General features: G+C 73.1%; 22 protein-coding genes. 6 read left to right on the top strand and 16 right to left on the bottom strand.

Annotated elements, in window-relative coordinates:
* Positions 1-78: 78 nt before the first annotated feature.
* The 11 genes from ACTMS0_RS19745 to ACTMS0_RS19695 are packed head-to-tail and all read right to left on the bottom strand — an operon-like array spanning position 79 to position 10,657.
* Entirely contained in the window at positions 79-1,095 is a 1,017-nt protein-coding gene (locus ACTMS0_RS19745) for an amidohydrolase family protein (RefSeq protein ID WP_441156679.1), read from the bottom strand.
* Positions 1,095-1,619 (bottom strand): 3-hydroxyanthranilate 3,4-dioxygenase, encoded by a 525-nt coding sequence (locus ACTMS0_RS19740; RefSeq protein ID WP_168001515.1) that lies wholly within the window; start codon positions 1,617-1,619, stop codon positions 1,095-1,097. The genes ACTMS0_RS19745 and ACTMS0_RS19740 overlap by 1 nt, the downstream gene beginning before the upstream one ends.
* Positions 1,616-2,068 (bottom strand): RidA family protein, encoded by a 453-nt coding sequence (locus ACTMS0_RS19735; RefSeq protein ID WP_441156678.1) that lies wholly within the window; start codon positions 2,066-2,068, stop codon positions 1,616-1,618. The genes ACTMS0_RS19740 and ACTMS0_RS19735 overlap by 4 nt, the downstream gene beginning before the upstream one ends.
* Positions 2,065-2,838: a 2-keto-4-pentenoate hydratase gene (locus tag ACTMS0_RS19730; protein ID WP_441156677.1), complete on the bottom strand. Its 774-nt coding sequence runs from the start codon at positions 2,836-2,838 to the stop codon at positions 2,065-2,067. Before ACTMS0_RS19730 ends, ACTMS0_RS19735 begins: the two co-directional genes overlap by 4 nt.
* On the bottom strand, positions 2,835-3,905 hold the full coding sequence (gene dmpG, locus ACTMS0_RS19725; protein ID WP_441156676.1) for a 4-hydroxy-2-oxovalerate aldolase: 1,071 nt from the start codon (positions 3,903-3,905) through the stop codon (positions 2,835-2,837). The genes ACTMS0_RS19730 and dmpG overlap by 4 nt, the downstream gene beginning before the upstream one ends.
* Positions 3,902-4,831: an acetaldehyde dehydrogenase (acetylating) gene (locus ACTMS0_RS19720; RefSeq protein WP_441156675.1), complete on the bottom strand. Its 930-nt coding sequence runs from the start codon at positions 4,829-4,831 to the stop codon at positions 3,902-3,904. Before ACTMS0_RS19720 ends, dmpG begins: the two co-directional genes overlap by 4 nt.
* Positions 4,828-5,625 (bottom strand): 2-keto-4-pentenoate hydratase, encoded by a 798-nt coding sequence (locus tag ACTMS0_RS19715; RefSeq protein WP_441156674.1) that lies wholly within the window; start codon positions 5,623-5,625, stop codon positions 4,828-4,830. The genes ACTMS0_RS19720 and ACTMS0_RS19715 overlap by 4 nt, the downstream gene beginning before the upstream one ends.
* The gene (locus ACTMS0_RS19710) at positions 5,622-7,103 is read right to left on the bottom strand and encodes a 2-hydroxymuconic semialdehyde dehydrogenase (RefSeq protein ID WP_441156710.1); all 1,482 of its coding nucleotides are present in this window, start codon (positions 7,101-7,103) and stop codon (positions 5,622-5,624) included. The genes ACTMS0_RS19715 and ACTMS0_RS19710 overlap by 4 nt, the downstream gene beginning before the upstream one ends.
* A gap of 20 nt (positions 7,104-7,123) precedes the next feature.
* Positions 7,124-8,461, bottom strand: a complete 1,338-nt coding sequence (locus ACTMS0_RS19705) for an FAD-dependent oxidoreductase (protein ID WP_441156673.1) — start codon at positions 8,459-8,461, stop codon at positions 7,124-7,126.
* The gene (kynU, locus tag ACTMS0_RS19700) at positions 8,458-9,735 is read right to left on the bottom strand and encodes a kynureninase (protein ID WP_441156672.1); all 1,278 of its coding nucleotides are present in this window, start codon (positions 9,733-9,735) and stop codon (positions 8,458-8,460) included. Before kynU ends, ACTMS0_RS19705 begins: the two co-directional genes overlap by 4 nt.
* A 19-nt stretch (positions 9,736-9,754) precedes the next feature.
* On the bottom strand, positions 9,755-10,657 hold the full coding sequence (locus tag ACTMS0_RS19695) for a tryptophan 2,3-dioxygenase (protein WP_441156671.1): 903 nt from the start codon (positions 10,655-10,657) through the stop codon (positions 9,755-9,757).
* Positions 10,658-10,825: 168 nt separating this feature from the next.
* On the opposite strand from ACTMS0_RS19695, the gene ACTMS0_RS19690 reads away from it, so the two are divergent.
* From ACTMS0_RS19690 to ACTMS0_RS19680, 3 genes are all read left to right on the top strand, one after another.
* Complete coding sequence (locus ACTMS0_RS19690; protein ID WP_441156670.1) at positions 10,826-11,287, top strand: Lrp/AsnC family transcriptional regulator; 462 nt, start codon at positions 10,826-10,828, stop codon at positions 11,285-11,287.
* Between the two features lie 104 nt (positions 11,288-11,391).
* Complete coding sequence (locus tag ACTMS0_RS19685; RefSeq protein ID WP_441156709.1) at positions 11,392-11,856, top strand: hypothetical protein; 465 nt, start codon at positions 11,392-11,394, stop codon at positions 11,854-11,856.
* A gap of 156 nt (positions 11,857-12,012) precedes the next feature.
* Positions 12,013-12,792, top strand: a complete 780-nt coding sequence (locus tag ACTMS0_RS19680; RefSeq protein WP_441156708.1) for a class F sortase — start codon at positions 12,013-12,015, stop codon at positions 12,790-12,792.
* A gap of 20 nt (positions 12,793-12,812) precedes the next feature.
* Here ACTMS0_RS19680 and ACTMS0_RS19675 read toward each other — a convergent pair whose 3' ends face one another.
* A complete protein-coding gene (locus ACTMS0_RS19675) occupies positions 12,813-13,346 on the bottom strand; it encodes an HNH endonuclease (protein WP_111135019.1) in 534 nt (177 codons plus the stop codon).
* Between the two features lie 276 nt (positions 13,347-13,622).
* Between ACTMS0_RS19675 and ACTMS0_RS19670 the strand changes: the two genes are divergently transcribed.
* From ACTMS0_RS19670 to ACTMS0_RS19660, 3 genes are all read left to right on the top strand, one after another.
* Positions 13,623-14,675 (top strand): mechanosensitive ion channel family protein, encoded by a 1,053-nt coding sequence (locus tag ACTMS0_RS19670; RefSeq protein ID WP_441156669.1) that lies wholly within the window; start codon positions 13,623-13,625, stop codon positions 14,673-14,675.
* 221 nt (positions 14,676-14,896) lie between these two features.
* Positions 14,897-16,336 (top strand): MFS transporter, encoded by a 1,440-nt coding sequence (locus ACTMS0_RS19665; protein ID WP_441156668.1) that lies wholly within the window; start codon positions 14,897-14,899, stop codon positions 16,334-16,336.
* Between the two features lie 83 nt (positions 16,337-16,419).
* A complete protein-coding gene (locus ACTMS0_RS19660) occupies positions 16,420-16,839 on the top strand; it encodes a globin (protein ID WP_441156667.1) in 420 nt (139 codons plus the stop codon).
* Positions 16,840-16,879: 40 nt separating this feature from the next.
* Here the strand turns inward: ACTMS0_RS19660 and ACTMS0_RS19655 are convergent, their stop codons facing one another.
* The 4 genes from ACTMS0_RS19655 to ettA all read right to left on the bottom strand — a co-directional run bounded on the left by ACTMS0_RS19655 (position 16,880) and on the right by ettA (position 20,428).
* Positions 16,880-17,467 carry a YbjN domain-containing protein gene (locus ACTMS0_RS19655; RefSeq protein ID WP_168001499.1) on the bottom strand — a complete coding sequence of 196 codons (588 nt, stop codon included), beginning with the start codon at positions 17,465-17,467 and terminating at the stop codon, positions 16,880-16,882.
* 131 nt (positions 17,468-17,598) lie between these two features.
* Complete coding sequence (locus ACTMS0_RS19650) at positions 17,599-18,306, bottom strand: hypothetical protein (RefSeq protein ID WP_441156666.1); 708 nt, start codon at positions 18,304-18,306, stop codon at positions 17,599-17,601.
* Positions 18,303-18,749, bottom strand: a complete 447-nt coding sequence (locus ACTMS0_RS19645; protein ID WP_441156665.1) for an acyl-CoA thioesterase — start codon at positions 18,747-18,749, stop codon at positions 18,303-18,305. Before ACTMS0_RS19645 ends, ACTMS0_RS19650 begins: the two co-directional genes overlap by 4 nt.
* A gap of 2 nt (positions 18,750-18,751) precedes the next feature.
* Positions 18,752-20,428, bottom strand: a complete 1,677-nt coding sequence (gene ettA / locus ACTMS0_RS19640; protein ID WP_441156664.1) for an energy-dependent translational throttle protein EttA — start codon at positions 20,426-20,428, stop codon at positions 18,752-18,754.
* Positions 20,429-20,530 lie beyond the last annotated feature (102 nt).

Here is a 20,530-nt window from a genome sequence, read left to right as displayed (position 1 = left end):
ACGCGCCGAAGCGTTGCCGCCGGTCATTCCCGGCGCGGCCGGGGGCACGACGCTGCGCCGGCCGGGGGGCACGAGGTGTCACCGCGCGCCCTCTGCTCCGTGCAGGAAGCGCAGCGCGTTGGCACCGAGCAGCTTGTCGCGCTCGTCCGGGGCGAGGAAGTCGGACCGGTGCACCACCGCACCGACCGGTCGCTCCCCCAGTGGGTACGGGTAGTCGCTGCCCACCAGCACCCGGTCGACCCCCATCGTGTCGACCAGCAGCCGCAGCGCCGCCGGCTCGAACACCACCGAGTCGACGAGGAACCGGTCGACGTACGCGCTGGGCGGCGCGGCGGAGGCGCCGCGTACCAGGTCGCCGCGCCGGTGCCAGGCGTTGTCGGCACGGCCCAGCCAGAACGGGAAGCTGCCGCCACCGTGCGCGAAGCAGATCCGCAGCGTCTCCGGCACCTTGTCGAAGACCCCGCCGAGGATCATCGCCAGCACCGACAGGTGGGTCTCGGCGGGCATCCCGGTGAGCCAGCGGGCCATCCAGCGGTCCAGCCGCGGCCCGCCCGGCATGTCCCACGGGTGGACGAAGACCGGCGCGCCCACCTCGGCGCAGTGGGTCAGGAACTCGACGATCCCGCCGTCGTCCAGGTCGCGGTCGCCGACGTGGTTGCCGATCTCCACGCCGGCGTGCCCGGCGGCGAGACAGCGGTCCAGTTCGGCGCAGGCAGCCTCCGGGTCCTGCAACGGCACCTGGCAGAACGGCACCAGCCGCCCACCGCCGGCGGCGGTGACCTCCAGGGTCAGGTCGTTGAATATCCGGGCGACCTTGACCGCCTGGTCGGCCGGGCGGTCGTAGGAGAAGAACACCGGCGTCGGCGAGACCACCTGGACGTCGACACCGTCGGCGGCCATGTCGGCCAGCCGGGTGTCCGCGTCCCAGCACGCGGCACCGACCGGCCGGAACTCCGTCTCACCGACCATGATCATGGCCGCGCGTTCGGAGTCGACCCGCAACCAGGGCCAGCCGGACCCGCCGCACGCGGCGCCGAGGTCCGGCCACCCCTTCGGTACGACGTGCGTGTGCACGTCGACCACCGGTGCGCGCATCAGCCCTTGCCCGGGTGCAGCGCGCCGCAGTTGTCGCAGGTGCGCGCCTTCTCGTCGGCGTAGAACGCCTGGAAGACCGGGGGCAGGTCGGCGGCGATGTCGCGGACCTGGAGCTCCACCTCGTGGACCTTCGCGTGGCACGACGGGCAGTACCACTGGAACTTCTCCAGCGTCCCCTCCTCGCGGACCCGCTCGATCACCATCCCGATCGAGCCGGCCTCCGGGCGCTGCGGCGAGTGCGGGGTGTTGCGCGGCAGCATCCACATCTGACCCTCGCGGATGTGCACCGTCCGCGGCCCCTCCGGGAGCATCAGGTTCACGTGCATGTTGCCCTTGACCTGGTAGAAGAACTCCTCGTACGGGTCGACGTGGAAGTCGGTGCGCTGGTTCGGGCCGCCGACCACCATCACGATGAAGTCGTCGCTGCCCGGCAGCATCTCCTTGTTGCCCACCGGCGGCTTCAGCAGGTGCTGGTTCTCCGCGATCCACCCGGGGAAGCTGAACGGCTCGGCGATCTCACTCACGACTGACCTCCTTGGGGGAGCAGGGCGACGGCTTGCATCTCGATCAGCAGGTGCGGGTGCGGCAGCTGGTGGACGGCCACCGTGGTCCGGGTGGGGCCGCTCGCGTCGAAGAACTCGGCCCACACCTCGTTGTAGCCACCGAAGTCGTTCATGTTGACCAGGTACGACGTGACCTGCACCAGGTCGGCGAGGTCCGCGCCGACCGACCGCAGCAGGTCGCGGACGTTCTCGATGACCGCCCGCGTCTGCACCCGGATGTCCAGGTTGGTCGTCCCCAACTCGTCCACCTCGACACCGGCGAACGTGTTGTCCGGCCGGCGGGAGGACGTACCGGAGACGAAGACGAACCCACCGGCGACCTTGACGTGCGGGAACGTCCCGCGCGGCACGGCCTTGCCGGCCACCACCCGGGCGGTCGGGCCGGCCTCGGTTCGCGGCTGCGGGCTCACGCTGCCGCCTTCAGCGACGCGGTGCCGAGCTTCTCCACGACGGCGCGGACGTGCGCGCCGGGCCGCAGCGGGACGGCCGCCGTCGCGGCGCCCGCCAGGAAGATCCAGCCCTGGTGCAGCCGGACGCCGTGCCGGCCGGCGAGGCGGATGCCCTCGTCCAGCGCGCGACGCGGGTCGCCGAGGATGGCCGCGGTCGAGCCGACCTGGGCGGTCCGCCCGTCGATCTCCAGCAGTACGCCGAGGTTGTCGAGGCCGTCCGGCACCGGGCACCACGGCCCGATTACGAACGCGCCGGCGGAGGTGTTGTCGGCGATGACGTCGGGCAGGGAGAACGTGAAGTTCGCGTACCGGGAGTCGATCAGCTCGATCGCCGGGGCGACCGCGCGGACCGCGTCGGCGAAGTCGGCGACCGGCTCGCCCGGCTCGGGCAGCCGGTCCAGCAGGAACGCCACCTCCGGCTCGACCCGGGGGTGGATGAAGTCGCCGACGGAGACCGTGCCGCCGTCCGGGACCCGCATCACGTCGGTGAGCCGGCCCCAGATCACCTCGTCCACGCCGACCTGGGCCATCTTCGCCTTGCTGGTCAGCCCCATCTTCAGGCCGACGAGCCGCTCGCCCCGGTCGAGCCGGCGCTGGAGCAGGGCGGTCTGCACCGCGTACGCGGTGTCGACGTCGAGCCCGGTCTCGGCGGCGAGCTGCGGGATCGCGGTGGCGGTGTCGGCCGCCGCGCCCAGCTTCCCGGCGATCCCGGTGATGTCCGGCCCGATCATGCTGTCCCACCCTTCGTGCGGCCGGCCAGGTCCAGCGCCACGTCCACGATCATGTCCTCCTGGCCGCCGACCATCCGGCGCCGGCCCAGCTCGACCAGGATCGAGCGGACGTCCACGCCGTACTTCGCCGAGGCGCGCTCGGCGTGCCGGAGGAAGCTGGAGTAGACGCCCGCGTACCCGAGGGAGAGCGTCTCCCGGTCGACCCGCACCGGCCGGTCCTGCAACGGGCGGACCAGGTCCTCGGCGGCGTCCATCAGCGCGAACACGTCGCAGCCGTGCTTCCAGCCGTGCAGTTCGGCGACCGCGACGAAGACCTCCAGCGGCGCGTTGCCGGCGCCGGCGCCCATGCCGGCGAGCGAGGCGTCCACCCGGACGGTCCGCCCGTGCGCGGCGTCCGGACCGGCCGGCGTGGAGTCGAGGATCCGGCCGTGCTCGACGGCCACCACGCTGTTGGCCACCCCGAGGGACAGGTTGTGGTGGGCGTGGATGCCGATCTGCGTCTCCGGGGCCAGGACCTGCCGGTACGCGTCCACCCGCTCGGCCACGTCGGACATCAGCAGCCGGCCGCCGGAGTCGGTGACGTAGACGCAGTGCGCCCCGTACGACTCCATGAGCTTGGCCTGCGCCGCGAGCCCGGCGGGGTCGTTCATGTGGGACATCATGAGGAACCCGGAGACGTCCAGGTCGTTCTCGCGCGCCCAGGAGATGTGCTGGGCGGAGATGTCGGCCTCGGTGCAGTGGGTGGCGATCCGTACGCTGGTCACGCCGAGCGCCTTCGCGGCCTTCAGGTCGGCGATGGTGCCGATGCCGGGCAGCAGCAGTGTCGTGAGCTTCGCGGTGGTCAGCACCTCGGCCGCCGCCGCGATCCAGTCGGCGTCGCCGGCCGCGCCGTGGCCGTAGTTGACGCTGGACCCGGCGAGCCCGTCACCGTGCGCCACCTCGATGGCGGCCACCCCGGCGGCGTCGAGTGCGGCGGCGATCGTCCGCACCTGGTCGACCGTGTACCGGTGCGCGATGGCGTGCATGCCGTCCCGCAGCGTCACGTCCTGGATGTACAGATCCGTCATGCCGTCACCGCCGAACGCAGGGCGACCAGGCGCTCCGCGGTGCGCAGCGCGGCCGAGGTCATGATGTCCAGGTTCCCGGCGTACGCGGGCAGGTAGTGCCCGGCGCCGGAGACCTCCAGGAAGACCGAGACCTGCAACCCGGTCAGGTGCCGGCCGAGCGACGGCACGTACGTGTCGATCCGGTCGAACTGCACGTCCTGCTTGAGCCGGTAGCCCGGGACGTACTCCTGGACGCTCTTCACCATGTCCGCCACCGAGGCGGCGACGGCCGCCCGGTCGGCGTCGGCGTCCGGGCAGAGGCAGTAGACCGTGTCCCTCATCAGCAGCGGCGGGTCGGCCGGGTTCAGCACGATGATCGCCTTGCCGCGCTCCGCGCCACCGACCACCTCGATGGCCCGCGCGGTGGTCTCGGTGAACTCGTCGATGTTGGCCCGGGTGCCCGGGCCCGCCGACTTCGAGGCGATCGAGGCGACGATCTCCCCGTACGCGACCGGGGTGACCCGGCCGACGGCCGCGACGATCGGCACGGTCGCCTGCCCGCCGCAGGTCACCATGTTGACGTTGGTCTCGTGCAGGTGCTCGTCGAGGTTGACCGGCGGCACCACGTACGGGCCGACGGCCGCCGGGGTCAGGTCGACCACGGTCCGGCCGTGGGCACGCAGCACCGCGTCGTTGTGCCGGTGCGCGCCGGCCGAGGTGGCGTCGAAGACCAGTTCCACGTCGGCGAACTCGGGCATCGCGACGAGCCCGTCCACGCCCTCCGCGGTGGTGGCGACGCCGAGGCGGCGAGCCCGGGCCAGCCCGTCCGACGCCGGGTCGATGCCCGCCATCGCGACCATCCGCAGGGTGTCGCTGAGCCGCAGCACCTTGATCATCAGATCGGTGCCGATGTTGCCGGAACCGATCACCGCCACACCGGTGGTCACTGGTCACCGCCCTTCGAGAAGCACGTCCGTACCGAGCCGAGGCCGGAGATCCGGGCCTCGTACGCCGCGCCGGGGGTCACCGGCACCATCGGGCCGAGCGCACCGGAGAGCACCACGTCGCCGGCGCGCAGCGGATCGCCGGAGCGGGCGAGGGTCTGCGCCAGCCAGGCCAGCGCGTGCAGGGGGTTGCCGAGGCAGGCCGCCCCGGCGCCCACCGAGACCGGCTCCCCGGCGTGTTCGAGGACCATGCCGGCGAGCCGCAGGTCGACGTCGGCCAGCCGGCGGGGAGTGGTGCCCAGCACGAACAGCCCGCTGGACGCGTTGTCCGCGACCGTGTCCACGATGGAGATGTCCCAGCCGGCGATCCGGGAGTCGACGATCTCGATGGCCGGCAGCAGGTGGTCGACCGCCCGGGTCAGGTCCGCGGTGGTGATCCGCTCGTCGGGCAGGTCCGCGCCGAGCACGAAGGCGATCTCGGCCTCCACCCGGGGCTGGAGCAGCCGGTCCAGCGCCACCTCGACGCCGTCCGGCACCGCCATCTCCTCGGTCAGCACGCCGAAGTCGGGCTGGTAGACGCCGAAGCTCTCCTGCACCGCCCGGGAGGTGAGGCCGATCTTCGCGCCGACCCGCCGGTAGCCGCGCCGCAGCCACTCCCGCACCTGCACCTGCTGCACGAGGTACGCCGAGGTGACGTCCCCCTCCGGGAGCAGCCGCCCGCGCAGCGGCGGGCAGGGCTTGCCGCTCTCCCGGGCCTCGGTCAGCTCCCGGGCGGCGAGTTCATAATCAACGGTCATGACAGGTCCACGCAGACGTTGGTGAGTTCGGAGTAGAAGTCCAGCGAGTGCACGCCGCCCTCGCGGCCGATGCCGGAGGCCTTCACCCCGCCGAACGGGGTGCGCAGGTCGCGCAGGAACCAGGTGTTGACCCAGACGATGCCGGCGTCGAGCCGGGCGCCGGCCCGGTGGGCGCGGCCCACGTCCCGGGTCCAGACCGCCGCCGCCAGGCCGTACTCGGTGCCGTTGGCCAGCGCGTACGCCTCGTCCTCGTCGTCGAACGGCGCGACGTGCACGACCGGGCCGAAGATCTCCTCGCGGTTGGTCCGGGCGTCCGGCCCGAGCCCGGCGAGCACGGTCGGCTGCACGTACGCCCCGCCGTCGCGGGCGTCGCCGAAGCGCGGCGTGCCGCCCCCGGCCAGCACGTCGGCGCCCTCGGTACGGGCCAGCTCGTAGTGGCCGAGCACCTTCTCCCGGTGGTTGTGCGAGATCAGCGGCATGTTGACGGTCGCCTCGTCGGCCGGCCACCCGTACGGCAGTTCGGCGGCCCGCTTCGCCAGCCGGGCGGTGAACTCCTCGAAGACCGGGCGCTGCACGTAGATGCGTTCGGTGCAGAGGCACACCTGACCACCGTTGGTGAAGCTGGACCGCACCGACCCGGCCACCGCGGCGTCCAGGTCGGCGTCGGCGAAGACCAGCCCGGCGTTCTTGCCGCCCAGCTCGAAGGAGACCGCCTTCACCCCGTCGGCCGCGGCCCGCATGATCGCGCTGCCGGTGGCCGACTCCCCGGTGAAGGTGATCGCGTCGACGTCCGGGTGCCGGGTGAGGAACTCCCCCGCCGAGCCCGGCCCGAAGCCGTGCACCAGGTTGAACACGCCCTCGGGCACGCCGGCGGCGGCCATCACCTCGGCGAGCAGGGTCGCCGAGGCGGGCGTCTCCTCGCTGGGCTTGACCACGACCGCGTTGCCGCAGGCCAGCGCCGGCGCCACCTTCCAGGTGAGCAGCAGCAGCGGCAGGTTCCACGGCACGATCACCGCGACCACGCCGACCGGCTTGCGGATCGCGTAGTTGAGCGCCCGGCCGCCGGTCGGGGTGACCGTGGTGAACGACTCGGTGGGCGCGGTGGCGACGATCTCGGCGAAGGCGCGGAAGTTCGCCGCACCGCGCGGGATGTCCAGCGTCCGGGCCTGCGAGATGGCCTTGCCGGTGTCCGCCACCTCGGCGGTGACCAGGTCGTCGAAGCGGCGTTCCAGCTCGTCGGCGACCCGGCGCAGCACCTCGGCGCGCTCCCGCTCCCCCATCCGGCCCCACGGGCCGCGCAGCGCCGCCCGGGCGGCGGCCACCGCGTCGTCCACGGTGGACTCGGCCGCCTCGATGACCTCGAACACCGGCTCACCGGTCACCGGGCTGCGCTTGGTGAAGCGGCGGCCGGCGTCGACGAACTCCCCGCCGACGAAGTTGCGCAGCAGGCCCGGCCCGTCGGGCGCGTGCCCGGCCATCAGCCGGGGGTCCCAGCCGGTCATCGACGCCTCCCTCGGCGTAGCACGGACCCGACCGCCCCGGCCAGCAGCAGAGCCGCCCCTGCGGTGACGGCACCGAGCACCCGGTGCTGCCAACGGACCCGGCGGCGCACCTCGGCGTACGGGGTGGTCGAGAAGGACACCAGCTCGTACCGGGAAACGTACCGGCCGGGCAGGGTCCGCTCCAGTGCGTGCTCGACCCGGCGGCCGAGCTGGAACAGCGGCGAGGCGACCTTGTCGCGCATCTCCACGAAGTTGGCCAGGGCCATCTGGGCGATCGCCTCGGCGTTGTCCTGCCGGCGCCGCTGGAACAGCGGCAGCGCGGCGGACCAGTCGTCGGCGCACTCGTCGAGGCAGCGGTCCAGCTCCACCACGTCCTCGAACGCGCAGTTGGCGCCCTGGCCGTAGAACGGCACGATGGCGTGCGCCGCGTCGCCGAGCAGGCCGACCCGTCCGGTCACCTGCCACGGGTCGCAGCGGACCGTGCCGAGCACCCCGACCGGGTTGTGCTGGTAGTCGTCGACCAGGTTCGGCGCGAGTGGCAGCAGGTCGGGGTAGTGCTGTGCGAAGTGCCGCTCGACGGCCGCCGGGCTGCCCAGCGAGGCGAAGCTCGCGGTGCCGTGGGTGGGCCAGAAGAGCGTGCAGGTGAAGGAGCGGTCCGGGTTGGGCAGCGCGATCATCATCGAGGTGCCCCGCGGCCAGATGTGCAGCGCCTCCGGGTCGAGCGCGAAGTCCCCGCCCAGCGGCGGGATGGTCAGCTCCTTGTAGCCGTAGTCGAGGAAGTCCAGACTCTCGCGCAGCAGCCCGTGCCCGAGGAGTTGGCCGCGTACGGCGGAGCCGGCGCCGTCGGCGCCCAGCACGACCGGCGCGGTGGCCATGACCTTGCCCTGCGGCGTCTCGAAGGTCATCTCCCCGGTGGCCGGATCGAGGCCGACCAGCCGGTGGTCGAAGGCGACCCGCACGCCGGGCAGCGCGGTGGCGGCGTCCAGCAGGGCGTTGTTCAGCGCACCCCGGCTGATCGAGTTGATCGCCCGGTCGCCGGCCGCGCTGTACGACTGGAACTGCGGCTCCCCCGCCACCGGGTGGATCATCCGGCCGCGCATCGGCAGCGCGTCCGCCATCACCTGGGTGTCCAGCCCGATCCGGCGCAGCGCGTCCAGCCCGCGCTCGGACAGCGCCAGGTTGATCGACCGACCCCGCTCGACCTTCCCGGTACGCGGGTCCGGCCGGCGCTCGTAGAGGGCGACCCGGTAGCCGCGCCGCGCCAGGAAGCAGGCGAGCAGACAGCCGGCGAGGCCGGCGCCGACGACGGCGATCTCGTCCCGTTCGGGGGTCATGAGGAGACCTCCACGGTCGCGGCCAGCGCGTCCGCCACCCGCCAGCAGTCGTGGTACGAGCAGTAGAGCGGCACCGGGGCGAACCGGACGATGTCCGGCTCCCGGGCGTCGGCGATCACCCCGTGCTCGTGCCGCAGGCGCTTGGCCAGCCCGGCGGCGCTGCCGGTGCCGATCCGCACCGAGAGCTGGGCGCCGCGCCGGGCCGGGTCGCGCGGGGTGACCACGGTCAGCGGCCGGCCGGGGGTCACCTCGTCCAGCAGCCGCTCCAGGTAGCCGGTGAGCCGCACGCTGCGCTCCCGCAGCGCCGGCATGCCGACCGAGTCGAAGAGTTCCAGCGAGGTGCGCACCGGGCCCATGGCGAAGATCGGCGGGTTGGAGACCTGCCAGGCCTCCACGGTGGCCGGTGGCCGGGAGACCGGCGTCATCTCGAAGCGGGTCGCCGCCTCGGTGCTCCACCAGCCCTCAAAGCGGGGCAGCGCCGGGTCGCCGAGGTGGCGCTCGTGCACGAACACACCGGCCAACGCGCCCGGCCCGGAGTTCAGGTACTTGTACGAGCACCAGGCCGCGAAGTCCACGTCCCAGTCGTGCAGGCGCAGCGGCACGTTGCCGGCGGCGTGCGCCAGGTCCCATCCGACGACGGCGCCGGCCGCCCGGCCGGCCGCGGTGATCGCCGGGATGTCCATCAGTTCGCCGGTCAGGTAGTTCACGCCGCCGAGCAGCACCAGCGCGACCGTGTCGCCCTCGGTCGCGAGGAAGTCGAGGACGTCGGCGGTGCGCAGGGTGTCCTCGCCGGGACGCGGGCGCAACCGCACCACCGTCGCGTCCGGGTCGAGGCCGTGGAAGCGGGCCTGGCTGCGGACGGCGTAACTGTCCGACGGGAAGGCGGTGTCCTCGATGACGATGCGGGTGCGGGCCCCGGCCGGCCGGTAGAAGCTGACCATCAGCAGGTGGAGGTTGACGGTGAGGGAGTTCATCACCACGACCTCCGCCGGCCGGGCGCCGACCAGTCGCGCGGCGGGCGCCGTCAACAGCTCGTGGTACGGCAGCCACGGCCGCTCGGCCTCCAGGTGCCCCTCCACGCCCAGCCGCCGCCAGGCGTCCAGGTCGGTGAGGAGTTCCTCCCGGGTGGCCCGGGGCTGCAGGCCCAGCGAATTGCCGGCCAGGTACGCGGCCTCCGGGTAGCGGCCGCCGTCCGCGGGCGGGACGTGGAACAGGTGCCGGTGACCGGGGTCGTCGGCGTCGAGGCGGAGGGCTTCGTCTTCGGTGCTCGTCACGGGGTGTCTCGTCCTTCGGTCACATCGCGGTCCGGGCCGACCACAGCTCCGGGAAGACCACCCGGGCCATGCTGCGCTGAAGCCACGCCAGTCCGGCGGAGCCGCCGCTGCCGACCTTGGCGCCCATCGTGCGCTGTACGGCCTTGATGTGGTTCCACCGCCAGTCGCCGAACTGCTCGGCCACCTCGGTCAGCGCCTCGCCGAGCAGGCGGAGGTGGTTGTCCGGCCCGGCTTCCTCGTCGTAGATCCGCACCCAGGCCGCCTCGACGGCGGGGTGCGGCTGGTGCTCGCCGGTGAGGTCCCGGTCGAGCAGCTCGGCGGGGATCTCGTGCCCGTGCCGGGCGAGCAGCGCGACCACGTCGTCCCAGAGGCTCGGGGCCGCCAGGGCGGCGCGCAGCTCGGCGTACACCTCGGTCTCCCGGCGGAACGGCCGGATCAGCGCCTCGTCCCGGAGCCCGAGCAGGAACTCCAGGTGCCGGTACATGGCCGACTGGAAGCCGGAGCCCTCACCGAGCAGGTTGCGGAACCGGTTGAAGTCGGCCGGGGTCATCCAGCGGAGCCCCTTCCAGGCGGCGTTCAGGCCCTCCAGGTGCAGGGCGGCGCGGCGCAGCGGGGCCAGGGCGTCCCAGATCCGGTCGGCCCGCAGCAGGCGCTGGGCCTCGCGCAGCTCGTGGCAGGTCAGCCCGAAGTACAGCTCCATGATCTGGCTGACCATGAGGAAGGACATCTCGCCCGGGTCGTCGCTCAGCGGCGACTGCAACCGGTGCAGCGTGCTGGCCTGCACGTACGCGTCGTACGGGACCCGCCCGCCGAACTCCAACGTCGGCTCGCCACCGTTGCGGGCGGCGCGCGCGGCCCGCTGTCGCGGGGTGACCGGCCGCACCGCCGCCCCGGTGGCCGCCCGCAGGTCCGTCCGTTCCACCGGTCCGCTCCCTCCACTTGCCGCTGATCCGGCGACACTGCCGGATGAGCGACATGATGCCGTGGTGGGAACGGCAAACGGAATGCCAGTTCAACGGCTCTCCCACTCAATCGCCTGTTGATCGCAAGGCGATGGCGCGGATCCGGTTGGAGAACGTAAGGTCACTGCGTGGACGAGATGGACTGGGCGCTGCTGCGCGAACTGCAGGCCGACGCCCGGCTGTCGTACAGCGAGCTGTCCCGGCGGGTGCACCTCTCCCCGCCCGCGGTGGCCGAGCGCGTACGCCGGCTGGAGGAGTCGGGCGTGATCACCGGCTACCACGCGCACGTCGACCTGAGCCGGGCCGGGCGGACGGTGGTGGCGCTGATCCGGATGTCCTGCTACGGGGCCCGGTGCATCCTGCACGACCCCCACGTCGCCGACTGGCCGGAGATCCTGGAGATCCACCGGATCACCGGGGACGCGTGCAGCGTGCTGAAGGTCGCGGCCGGGTCGATCGGGGAGTTCGAGGCCGTCATCGACCGGCTCGCCCCGTACGGCCAGCCGTCCAGCACGATGGTCCTCTCCACCCCGCTGGACTGGCACCCCGTCACCCCACTGCCCCCACCCGCCCCATCCGGCAGGCGCTGAGGGTTTGCCCCGGAGCCAGCGGGAAAGCAGGGCCGTCACCCGGGGAGGGGTTCCGGTGGTCGTCACCGGGAGGGGGAATCATGCGGGGTCATCGCGTACTCGCCATGCTGGCGTTGGTCGCGGCGTTCGTCCTGGTCGGAGCCGCGCCCGTGCGGGCCGGCGAGAACACCTTCGTCGAGGTGACGCCGAACCCGGCGCAGGCGGGCACCCGGGTCAGCATCCGGGCCAGCTGCGACAACGCCAACAACCGCCAGGCCACCGTGCACTCGGACGCCTTCGGGCGGGTGGTCCTGCGGCCGGACAACGGCTTCCTCACCGGCCAGGTCACCATCCCGGGCAGCAAGGAGCCCGGCGACTATCCGGTGGACCTGCGCTGCGACAACGGCAACACCGCGAACACGACGCTGACGGTGCTGAACATGCAGCAGCCGACGAAGGGGCCGGCGACCGGGGGTGGCGGCACCGCCGGCGGGCCCGGTTCGCTGCTACTGATCGGTGGCATCGCCGCGGTGGCGCTCGCCGTCGGATTCGGCTTCTTCGGCAGCCGCCGTTCCGGGGCCGGCGCCTGACGTCCACCACCCGCCATGGCCGAAGCGCACAGGCGTACCCGATCAGCCCGGGCCCGGGCGGCCACCCGGCGGGCTCGGGCGGGGGCCACCACCCGGCGGGCTCGGGCGGGGGCCACCACCCGGCGGGCTCGGGCGGGGGCCACCACCCGGCGGGCCCTGCGGGCCTCCGCCCGGCTGGCCGGCGCGACCGCCCGCCGGCTGCGGCGGGTCGCCGGGCAGGCCGTCGCCGCCAGCGTCGCCACCACCGACCCGGCGGCCGGGCCGCTGCCGGCGCGCCCGCGCCACCGCTGGGTGGCCGCCGGCCGGCGGCTGGTGCCCTCCCGGAACCCGGGGGTCCCGGTCCTGGTGATCGGGACGCTCATGGTGCTGATCATCGCGATGCTCGGGGTGGAGCGGGTCACCGGGATGAGCGTGCTGCCGGACCGGTTCATCGCCGGCCTGCGGCCGCCGCCGAAGAAGTTCCCGGTGCTGCCGGCGAGCCCACCCGTCGCCATCGAGATCGACTCGATCGACGTGGCGGCCCCGGTGCACACCGTGGGACTCGCCCCGGACGGCACCATCGCGGCCCCGGACGCGGACCGCGCCCAGGAGGCCGGCTGGTACGACCAGGGTCCGACACCGGGGCAGTACGGCCCGGCCGTCATCGTCGGCCACGTGGACACCACCACCGGCCCGGCCGTCTTCCACGGGCTGCGCTCCCTGGGCGCGGGCGACCAGGTGGAGGTGATCCGCTCCGACCGCACGGTGGCGGTGTTCGAGGTCAACTCGGTGGAGCGGTTCGACAAGCAGCGGTTCCCGGCCGACCAGGTCTTCGGCGACTTCAGCCGCCCCAACCTGCGGTTGGTGACCTGCGGTGGCCGGTGGGTCGGCGGCGAGACCGGCTACGCCGACAACGTGGTGGTGTTCGCCTCGCTGGTCCAGGCGCGCCCGCCGTGAGCCCGACCCGCTCCGGCCGGTCAGGCCGCCTCGGGCTCGCGCAGGTCGAGCCAGTCCGCCCAGCGGGGGTCGGGCGCCCGGTGGCCGAGCACCCGCCAGGCCGTGCCCTTCGGGGCGGCCGGCAGCGCGTGCAGCCGCCAGCCCAGCTCGGCGGGGGTCTTGTCGCCCTTCGTGTGGTTGCACCGGGCGCAGGCCGCCACCACGTTCTCCCACGCGTGCCGGCCCCCCCGGCTGCGGGGGAAGACGTGGTCGATGGTCTCCGCCGGGCCCCGGCAGTAGGCGCAGCGCCAGCCGTCCCGGGCGAAGATCGCCCGCCGGGAGAGGCCGACGTGCGTGCGGTACGGCACCCGGACGAAGCGGGTGAGCCGGACGACCGAGGGCACCGGCAGCGAGTTGCGGGCGCTGTGCAGGACGCCGTCGCCGTCGGCGACGCAGACGGCTTTGGCGGAGAGCACGAGGATGGCGGCACGACGGACGGACACGACACACAGGGGCTCGTAGGTGGCGTTGAGGACGAGCGCGCCGGAGCCCACCATGGGTCGTATGTCAGGCATCGCGCTCACCCTCCCGGTTCAGCGGCCCCTGCTCGCCACCGCCGGCCGGAAAACGGGCGCAGCGACCCACCGGCCGACGCCGGCCCGGATCACCGACGTCCGTGCGCCCATCGTCCCTGATAAGACCCCGGATTGCACGTACTAATCCGGGCTCCCCCACCGAAGCTTTCCCCGCCCCTGCCGCCGATGACCGGTTCGCCCTGATCACGACCTCGCCGGGTCACGCCGTGGCGGGTCGCCGGGCAGCGGTCCGGCCCCTTGCGGTACGAAGACAGGGTGGATGCCTCCATCGTGTCGATCGTGTCGGCCGCACCGACTCCCGCTCCCCAGGAGACCCCGAGCCCGGAGTGCCTGGACGAGACGGTCTGCCGCGGCGCCTGGGAGCTGACCGGGTCCATCTGGTTCGCGGAGGGCAGCTACTGGATCCTGATCAAGCCGCTGCGCATCATCGTGATCGTGCTGCTGGCCGTGGCGGCCCGGTGGCTGGTGCACCGGACGATCAGCCGGCTCGTCCGTACGACCAGCGACGCCGGCGTACCCACCATGCTGCGGCCGCTGCGGGAACGGATCCCCACGGCGGCGACGGAGCCGGGCGAGTTCGTCCCCGAGCGGCGGCGCCAGCGGGCCGAGGCGATCGGATCCGTGCTGCGCAGCCTCTCCACCGCGTTCATCTTCGGCATCGCGCTGCTGATGGTGCTCAAGGAGTTCAGCTTCGACCTGGCGCCGCTGCTCGCCAGTGCGGGCATCGCCGGCGTGGCGCTGGGCTTCGGCGCGCAGAGCCTGGTGAAGGACCTGATCGCCGGCCTGTTCATGTTGATCGAGGACCAGTACGGCGTGGGCGACACCGTCGACCTCGGCGAGGCCACCGGCGTGGTGGAGTCGGTCGGGCTGCGGGTGACGACGGTCCGGGACGGGCGGGGCGTGCTCTGGTACATCCGCAACGGCGAGATCGTCCGGGTCGGCAACAAGAGCCAGGGCTGGGCGCTGGTCGTCGTCGACCTGCCGATCGGCTTCGCCAGCACCGAGGAGGCGACGGCGGTGCTGCGGACGGCCGCCGCCTCGGTCGCGCTGGACCCGGAACTCGCGCCGGAGATCGTCGAGGCACCGGAGGTGCTGGGCGTCGAGCAGATGACGGTGGAGGGCGCGGTCATCCGTACGGTGGTGAAGACGACGGCCGACGGGCAGTTCGCGGTCGGCCGGGAGCTGCGTCGCCGGCTGGCCGAGGCCCTGGAGAACTCCGGCATCACCGCCAAGATCGCCGCCGCCCGGCTCTACCCGGGCCTACCGGCACGGGCGCCCGGCGAGACCGGGGTCGGCGGCGCAACCTGACCGGAACAGCGGGGGTTCCGGCCGGCCGACCCCTCGGGTATCGTCCGTTCGTTCAGTCGGCGATGCGACGATCAACCCGTCCGGCCTAGCCAGTTGTCGGACTTTCGGGCAGAATCCGGTGCACACGCTCCCCCTCGGAGCGTGATCACGTCCTCGCTGATCGGCAGATCTGACGACGGTTCCCAGGCCGGGCCATCACGAGTGGCCGGTCCAGCGGAACGATGGAGGCGACGGTGTCCGACGAGCGGCCTTCTCCGGAAGGGCCGGCCACCTTCCGCGAGGTGTTCGCCCAACGCGAGTACCGGGCCGTCTTCACGGCGAGCACGCTGGGCTGGATCGGCGACTACATCGCGAAGGCCGCCGTCACCCTGCTGATCTACCGGGAGACCGAGTCGGTGGCGCTCTCCGCCGCCGCGTTCGCCGTCAGCTACCTGCCCTGGCTCGTCGGCGGTCCGCTGCTCGCGACGCTCGCCGAGCGGCACCCGTACCGGCGGGTCATGGTCACGTGCGACCTGGTCCGGATGGCGCTGCTGCTGATCATCGCGATCCCCTGGATGCCGAGCCCGGCGATCCTGGCCCTGCTCTTCCTCGCCACCCTGGCCAACCCGCCGAGCCAGGCCGCGCGGTCGGCGCTCATGCCGCTCATCCTGAGCGGTGACCGCCTCGTGGTCGGTCTGTCCGTGAACGCCAGCGTCGGTCAGGCCGCGCAGGTGGTGGGATATCTGGCCGGCGCCGCGATCGCCGCGGCGAACCCCGCCGCCGCCCTGCTGGTCAACGCGGCGACCTTCGGCGCGTCGGCCGTCCTGCTCCGCTTCGGCGTGGCCGACCGGCCGCCCGCCATGACCGCCGCACACCGCAGCCACCTGCTGCGGGAGACCGGTGAGGGCTTCCGGATCGTGTTCGGCACCCCGGTGCTGCGCGCCATCGCGATCCTGGTGTTCAGCGCGATGCTGTTCTCCATCGTTCCGGAGGGCCTCGCAGCGGGGTGGGCGGGCCGGCACAGCGACGACATGGAGCGGGGTGCCGCCCAGGCGGTCATCATGGCCGCCAATCCGGTCGGGTTCATCCTCGGCGGCCTGATCGTCGGCCGCGCGATCGCACCGGCCCGGCGGCTGGCGCTGATGCGGCCACTGGCCGTCCTGGCCCCCCTGACGCTGGTCCCCGCCCTGTTCGACCCGCCACCGCTGGTGGTGGCGCTGCTGGCCGCCGCGTGCGGGTTCGCCGTCGCCGGCATGCTGCCGATGGCCAACGGCCTGTTCGTGCGGGCCCTGCCGGACGGCTTCCGCGCGCGGGCCTTTGGCGTCATGGCGACCGGCATCCAGGTGATCCAGGGGTTTGCGGTCCTGGTGACCGGTCTGCTCGCCGAGCGGTTCTCCATCCCGCTCGTGGTCGGGGTCTGGAGCGCGACGGGTGTCCTGCTGATGACCCTCGCCGCGCTGAGCTGGCCGAGCCCGGCCACCGTCGACGCGGCGGTCACCGCCGCCCAGCAGGGTGGCCGGCCGGACGCGGAGTCCGACGGCACGACGGGCGCGCCGCGACCCGATCCGCAACCGTCCCGCTCAGCCGCCGGGCCGGGTCGGCCCCGGGCGGGCGGTCGCGGCGCCGGGGATCACCGGACGGCGGCCGGCCGGGCGAGTCGGGGCGCCACCGGCACGCGGTGACCTGGCCGACCCCGCGACGGCGGTGACCCGGCCCACAGCGGGCGGCGCCGGACCGGCACCGGGGCACCTGGCAGGATGGAACGGTGAATCCCACAGCTGAGTCCGGTGCGCCGACGACCTTCTTCGAGGCGGTCGGCGGGGAGCCGACATTCCGCAGGCTGGTGGACGAGTTCTACGCGGGCGTCGCCACCGACCCGCTGCTGCGCCCGATGTACCCCGAGGAGGACCTGGGGCCGGCGGCGGACCGGATGACCCTGTTCCTGATGCAGTACTGGGGCGGCCCGAACACGTACTCCGCCCAGCGGGGGCACCCGCGCCTGCGGATGCGGCACGCACCGTTCCGGATCGGGGCCGCCGAGCGGGACGCGTGGCTGCGGCACATGCGGCGCGCCGTGGACCGGCTGGACCTGCCGCCCCACCTCGCCGCCGCGCTCTGGGAGTACCTGGAGCGGGCCGCGTACTTCATGGTGAACGTGATGGAGGACCCGGCCGCGCCGGAGTGACCGGAGCGGGCGTGGGCGGCCGGAGAGCCCGACAGGGCTCTCAGAGCAGGGCGCCCTCGTCGTGCAGCCAGTCGACGAAGCTGGTGGCCACCGCCGCCCCGCAGTCGAGCATCTCGACCAGGAGCGCGTCGTGCGCCCCGGCGCTGAACGGCACCTGGAGCTCCGCGTAGATGGGGAGTTGGCCGCGCTCCGTCGGGTCGCCGATGTACGCCTTGCAGAAGCGGCGGGTGTGGTTCCACTCGTTGACGACGCGGTAGGCCCGGTCCTCCCAGTCCGGCGGGACCGTCGCGTGTGGACGCGCCCGCATCACCAGGATCTCGTCCTCCGGGCCCTCGAGCGTCACCAGGACGGCGTGCCGCTCCCACATCGCCAGCAGGTTTCCGTCGCCGTCGGCCAGGTAGCGCACGTCGAGCAGGTCGAGCGCGTCGCAGACCCGGCTGAGCGTCACCGGCGCGACCGTGGCCGGCATGTCGGCGATCGGGGGACGGTCGGCACCCGGGCAGTTGTCCCCCGGCTGACGGGGGGTCGGGGGCCCGACCCGGACGGTGCCTTCCACTGTGATCCCGCTTCGACTGTCCGGGTCACCGCCGCCGTTGGCGGGACCGGGGCGCCATGACCACCACGGCATCGCTCGCGCACCTCACTCCCCAGCGGATCCAGTCGCCTACGGTGCGTTGGATCCGAGGATGGACGGTACCCGGACAGCCGGGCGGAAGCATCCCCCCAACGACAGCCCCAGCCCAGAAGAATGACTGGGGGTCATCCGAACGGGTGATTGGATGCCGGCCGGACGGCAAGATCCGTCGCCGTCTGCGACCATGCGGCTCCGTACGGGCCCACCAGGCCGACCCATCGACCGACGGCGCGCACCTGCACCCCGCCGGCCGTCTCGTCCCCGCCCAGGAATCCCATGCGCACCACGCCTTGGACCAACCGCTGGGAGACCTCGACCGGCTCGCCGGGCGGGTCGTCCGGGGTGACGACCACCGGCACGTGGTCGAGGAGGGCGTCGCGCAGGGCGCGCTGCCCGACCGCCCGTCCGCCCACCCCGTGCGCCGAGGCGTCCCGCAGGGCGTCCGCGGCGGCCGACGCCACCCGGCGCACCTCGGCGGACGGCAGGGTCTCCACCGGCCGGCTGGCCGCCGGCGGCAACGGCCAGCGCCACTGGGCGTCCCGCCGGGCGGGCAGCGCCGCACCCCCAGCCGTCAGCTCCCCCAGCAACTCGCCGGCCGCCACGGTGACGTCGCCCGGGCCGGCTCCGGCCACCGTACGGACCACCAGCACTCCCCACGGCAGGCGCGCCCACAGGGCGGTGCGGTCCGGGGCGCCGGCCGGCCGCAGCCGTACCAGCGCCGCCCGGTCCAGCCGGACCAGCCGGGCCAGGAACGCGCCCGCGTCGGCGACGCCGGCCAGCCCGTGACCGGCCACCCCGGCGTTCTCCCGGCCGGCGGTGTCCGGACCGGTCACGCCGGGCCGCCCGGCGGGGCGTACGTGAGCAGGAACTCGCGCTCCTCCGGCGACAGCCGCCGGGGCAGTTGCCGGGCGAGGTCGAACGGCACCAGCACCGACCGGGCGCGGCTGACGAGGCGGTCGCCGTCGTACATCTCGTACGCGACGGTGAACGCGGCCGCCCGGATCTCGGCCACCCACATCTCGATCCGCACGGTCGGGGCCGCCTCCGCGGTGGCCCGGCCGAGGGCGTAGTCGACGGGCCGCAGGTAGTCGATCTCGTGCCGGCGGATCACCACTCCGTCGGCGAACGAGCCCACTCCCCACGCCCGGCCACCGGCGAACATCAACGCCACCCGCGCCTCCTCGTACAGCGTGAGGAAGCGCGAGTTGTTGACGTGGCCGTACGCATCCAGGTCGGACCACCGCAGCGTGCAGTGGTAGACGAAACGGTCCGCCATGCTCAGTCGCGGGTCAGCTTGCGGTAGGTCACCCGGTGCGGCCGGGCGGCCTCCGCGCCGAGGCGGTCGATCTTGTTCTTCTCGTACGCCTCGAAGTTGCCCTCGAACCAGAACCACTTGGCCGGGTTCTGGTCGTCGCCCTCCCAGGCCAGGATGTGCGTGGAGACCCGGTCGAGGAACATCCGGTCGTGGGAGATGACCACGGCGCAGCCGGGGAACTCCAGCAGCGCGTTCTCCAGGCTGGAGAGGGTCTCCACGTCCAGGTCGTTGGTCGGCTCGTCGAGCAGGATCACGTTGCCGCCGATCTTGAGCGTCAGCGCCAGGTTGAGCCGGTTGCGCTCGCCGCCGGAGAGCACCTTGGTCGGCTTCTGCTGGTCCGGGCCCTTGAAGCCGAACGCGGCGATGTAGGCGCGGGACGGCATCTCGACCTTGCCGACCATGAGGTGGTCGAGCCCGTCGGAGACGACCTCCCAGACCGTCTTGTCACCGTCGAGGCCCTGCCGGGCCTGGTCGACGTACGACAGCGAGACCGTGTCGCCGACCCGGACCTGACCGTCGGTCGGCTGCTCCAACCCGACGATGGTCTTGAACAGGGTGGTCTTGCCGACGCCGTTCGGGCCGATGATGCCGACGATGCCGTTGCGCGGCAGCGAGAAGCTGAGGTTGTCGATCAGCACCCGGTCGCCGAACGCCTTGGTCAGGCTGTGTGCCTCGATGACGGTGCTGCCCAGGCGGGGGCCCGGCGGGATCTGGATCTCCTCGAAGTCCAGCTTCCGGGTCTTCTCCGCCTCGGTGGCCATCTCGTCGTACCGGTCCAGGCGGGCCTTGGACTTGGTCTGGCGGGCCTTGGCGTTGGAGCGCACCCACTCCAGCTCCTCGGTGAGCCGCTTCTTCATCTTGGCGTCACGCCGGCCCTCGACGGCCAGCCGGGCGGCCTTCTTCTCCAGGTAGGTGGAGTAGTTGCCCTCGTACGGGTAGGTCCGGCCGCGGTCCAGCTCCAGGATCCAGTTGGCCACGTTGTCGAGGAAGTACCGGTCGTGGGTGATCGCCATGACGGTGCCGGCGTACTTGGCCAGGTGCTGCTCCAGCCAGGAGACGCTCTCCGCGTCCAGGTGGTTGGTGGGCTCGTCGAGCAGCAGCAGGTCGGGCGCCTCCAGCAGCAGCTTGCAGAGCGCGACCCGGCGACGCTCACCACCGGAGAGCTGGGTGACGTCGGCGTCCGGCGGCGGGCAGCGCAGCGCGTCCATGGCCAGTTCGAGCTTGGAGTCGATGTCCCAGGCGTCGGCGTGGTCCAGCTCCTCCTGGAGCTTGCCCATCTCCTCCATCAGCTCGTCGGAGTAGTCCGTGGCCATCTGCTCGGCGATCTTGTTGAACCGCTCCAGCTTGGCCTTGGTCTCCGCGACCGCCTCCTCGACGTTGCCGAGGACGGTCTTGGCGTCGTTGAGCGGGGGCTCCTGGGCGAGCATGCCGACGGTGTAGCCGGGCATCAGCCGGGCCTCGCCGTTGCTCGGCCGGTCCCACCCTGCCATGATCTTGAGGAGGCTGGACTTACCGGCGCCGTTCGGGCCGACCACACCGATCTTGGCCCCCGGCAGGAAGTTCAGCGTCACGTTGTCGAGCACGACCTTGTCGCCGTGCGCCTTGCGCGCCTTTTCCAGGACGTAGATGAACTGGGCCACGGTGCGGGCTACCTCCGTCGGTTGCGGTCGCGAGCTTGTGGCGCGGGCGCGGGCCGCGACGTCCGCCCGCCGCCGCCGGCCGGGACCCCGGCCGCACGCACG

Origin of the sequence: Micromonospora sp. H33 (assembly GCF_052068455.1) — a bacterium.
Taxonomy (GTDB): Bacteria; Actinomycetota; Actinomycetes; order Mycobacteriales; family Micromonosporaceae; genus Micromonospora.
This window is presented reverse-complemented; position numbering and strand designations above follow the sequence as displayed.

Bases quoted from the DNA above. Each gene is read 5' to 3' on its own strand.
- ACTMS0_RS19675 (WP_111135019.1), bottom strand. From the start codon at position 13,346: ATGCCTGACATACGACCCATGGTGGGCTCCGGCGCGCTCGTCCTCAAC.
- ACTMS0_RS19645 (WP_441156665.1), bottom strand. From the start codon at position 18,749: ATGGCGGACCGTTTCGTCTACCACTGCACGCTGCGGTGGTCCGACCTG.
- ACTMS0_RS19665 (WP_441156668.1), top strand. From the start codon at position 14,897: ATGGAGGCGACGGTGTCCGACGAGCGGCCTTCTCCGGAAGGGCCGGCC.
- dmpG (WP_441156676.1), bottom strand. From the start codon at position 3,905: ATGACGGATCTGTACATCCAGGACGTGACGCTGCGGGACGGCATGCAC.
- ACTMS0_RS19745 (WP_441156679.1), bottom strand. From the start codon at position 1,095: ATGCGCGCACCGGTGGTCGACGTGCACACGCACGTCGTACCGAAGGGG.
- ACTMS0_RS19685 (WP_441156709.1), top strand. From the start codon at position 11,392: ATGCTGGCGTTGGTCGCGGCGTTCGTCCTGGTCGGAGCCGCGCCCGTG.
- ACTMS0_RS19730 (WP_441156677.1), bottom strand. From the start codon at position 2,838: ATGATCGGGCCGGACATCACCGGGATCGCCGGGAAGCTGGGCGCGGCG.
- ACTMS0_RS19715 (WP_441156674.1), bottom strand. From the start codon at position 5,625: ATGACCGTTGATTATGAACTCGCCGCCCGGGAGCTGACCGAGGCCCGG.
- ACTMS0_RS19705 (WP_441156673.1), bottom strand. From the start codon at position 8,461: ATGACCCCCGAACGGGACGAGATCGCCGTCGTCGGCGCCGGCCTCGCC.
- ACTMS0_RS19710 (WP_441156710.1), bottom strand. From the start codon at position 7,103: ATGGCCGGGCACGCGCCCGACGGGCCGGGCCTGCTGCGCAACTTCGTC.
- ACTMS0_RS19655 (WP_168001499.1), bottom strand. From the start codon at position 17,467: ATGCCGTGGTGGTCATGGCGCCCCGGTCCCGCCAACGGCGGCGGTGAC.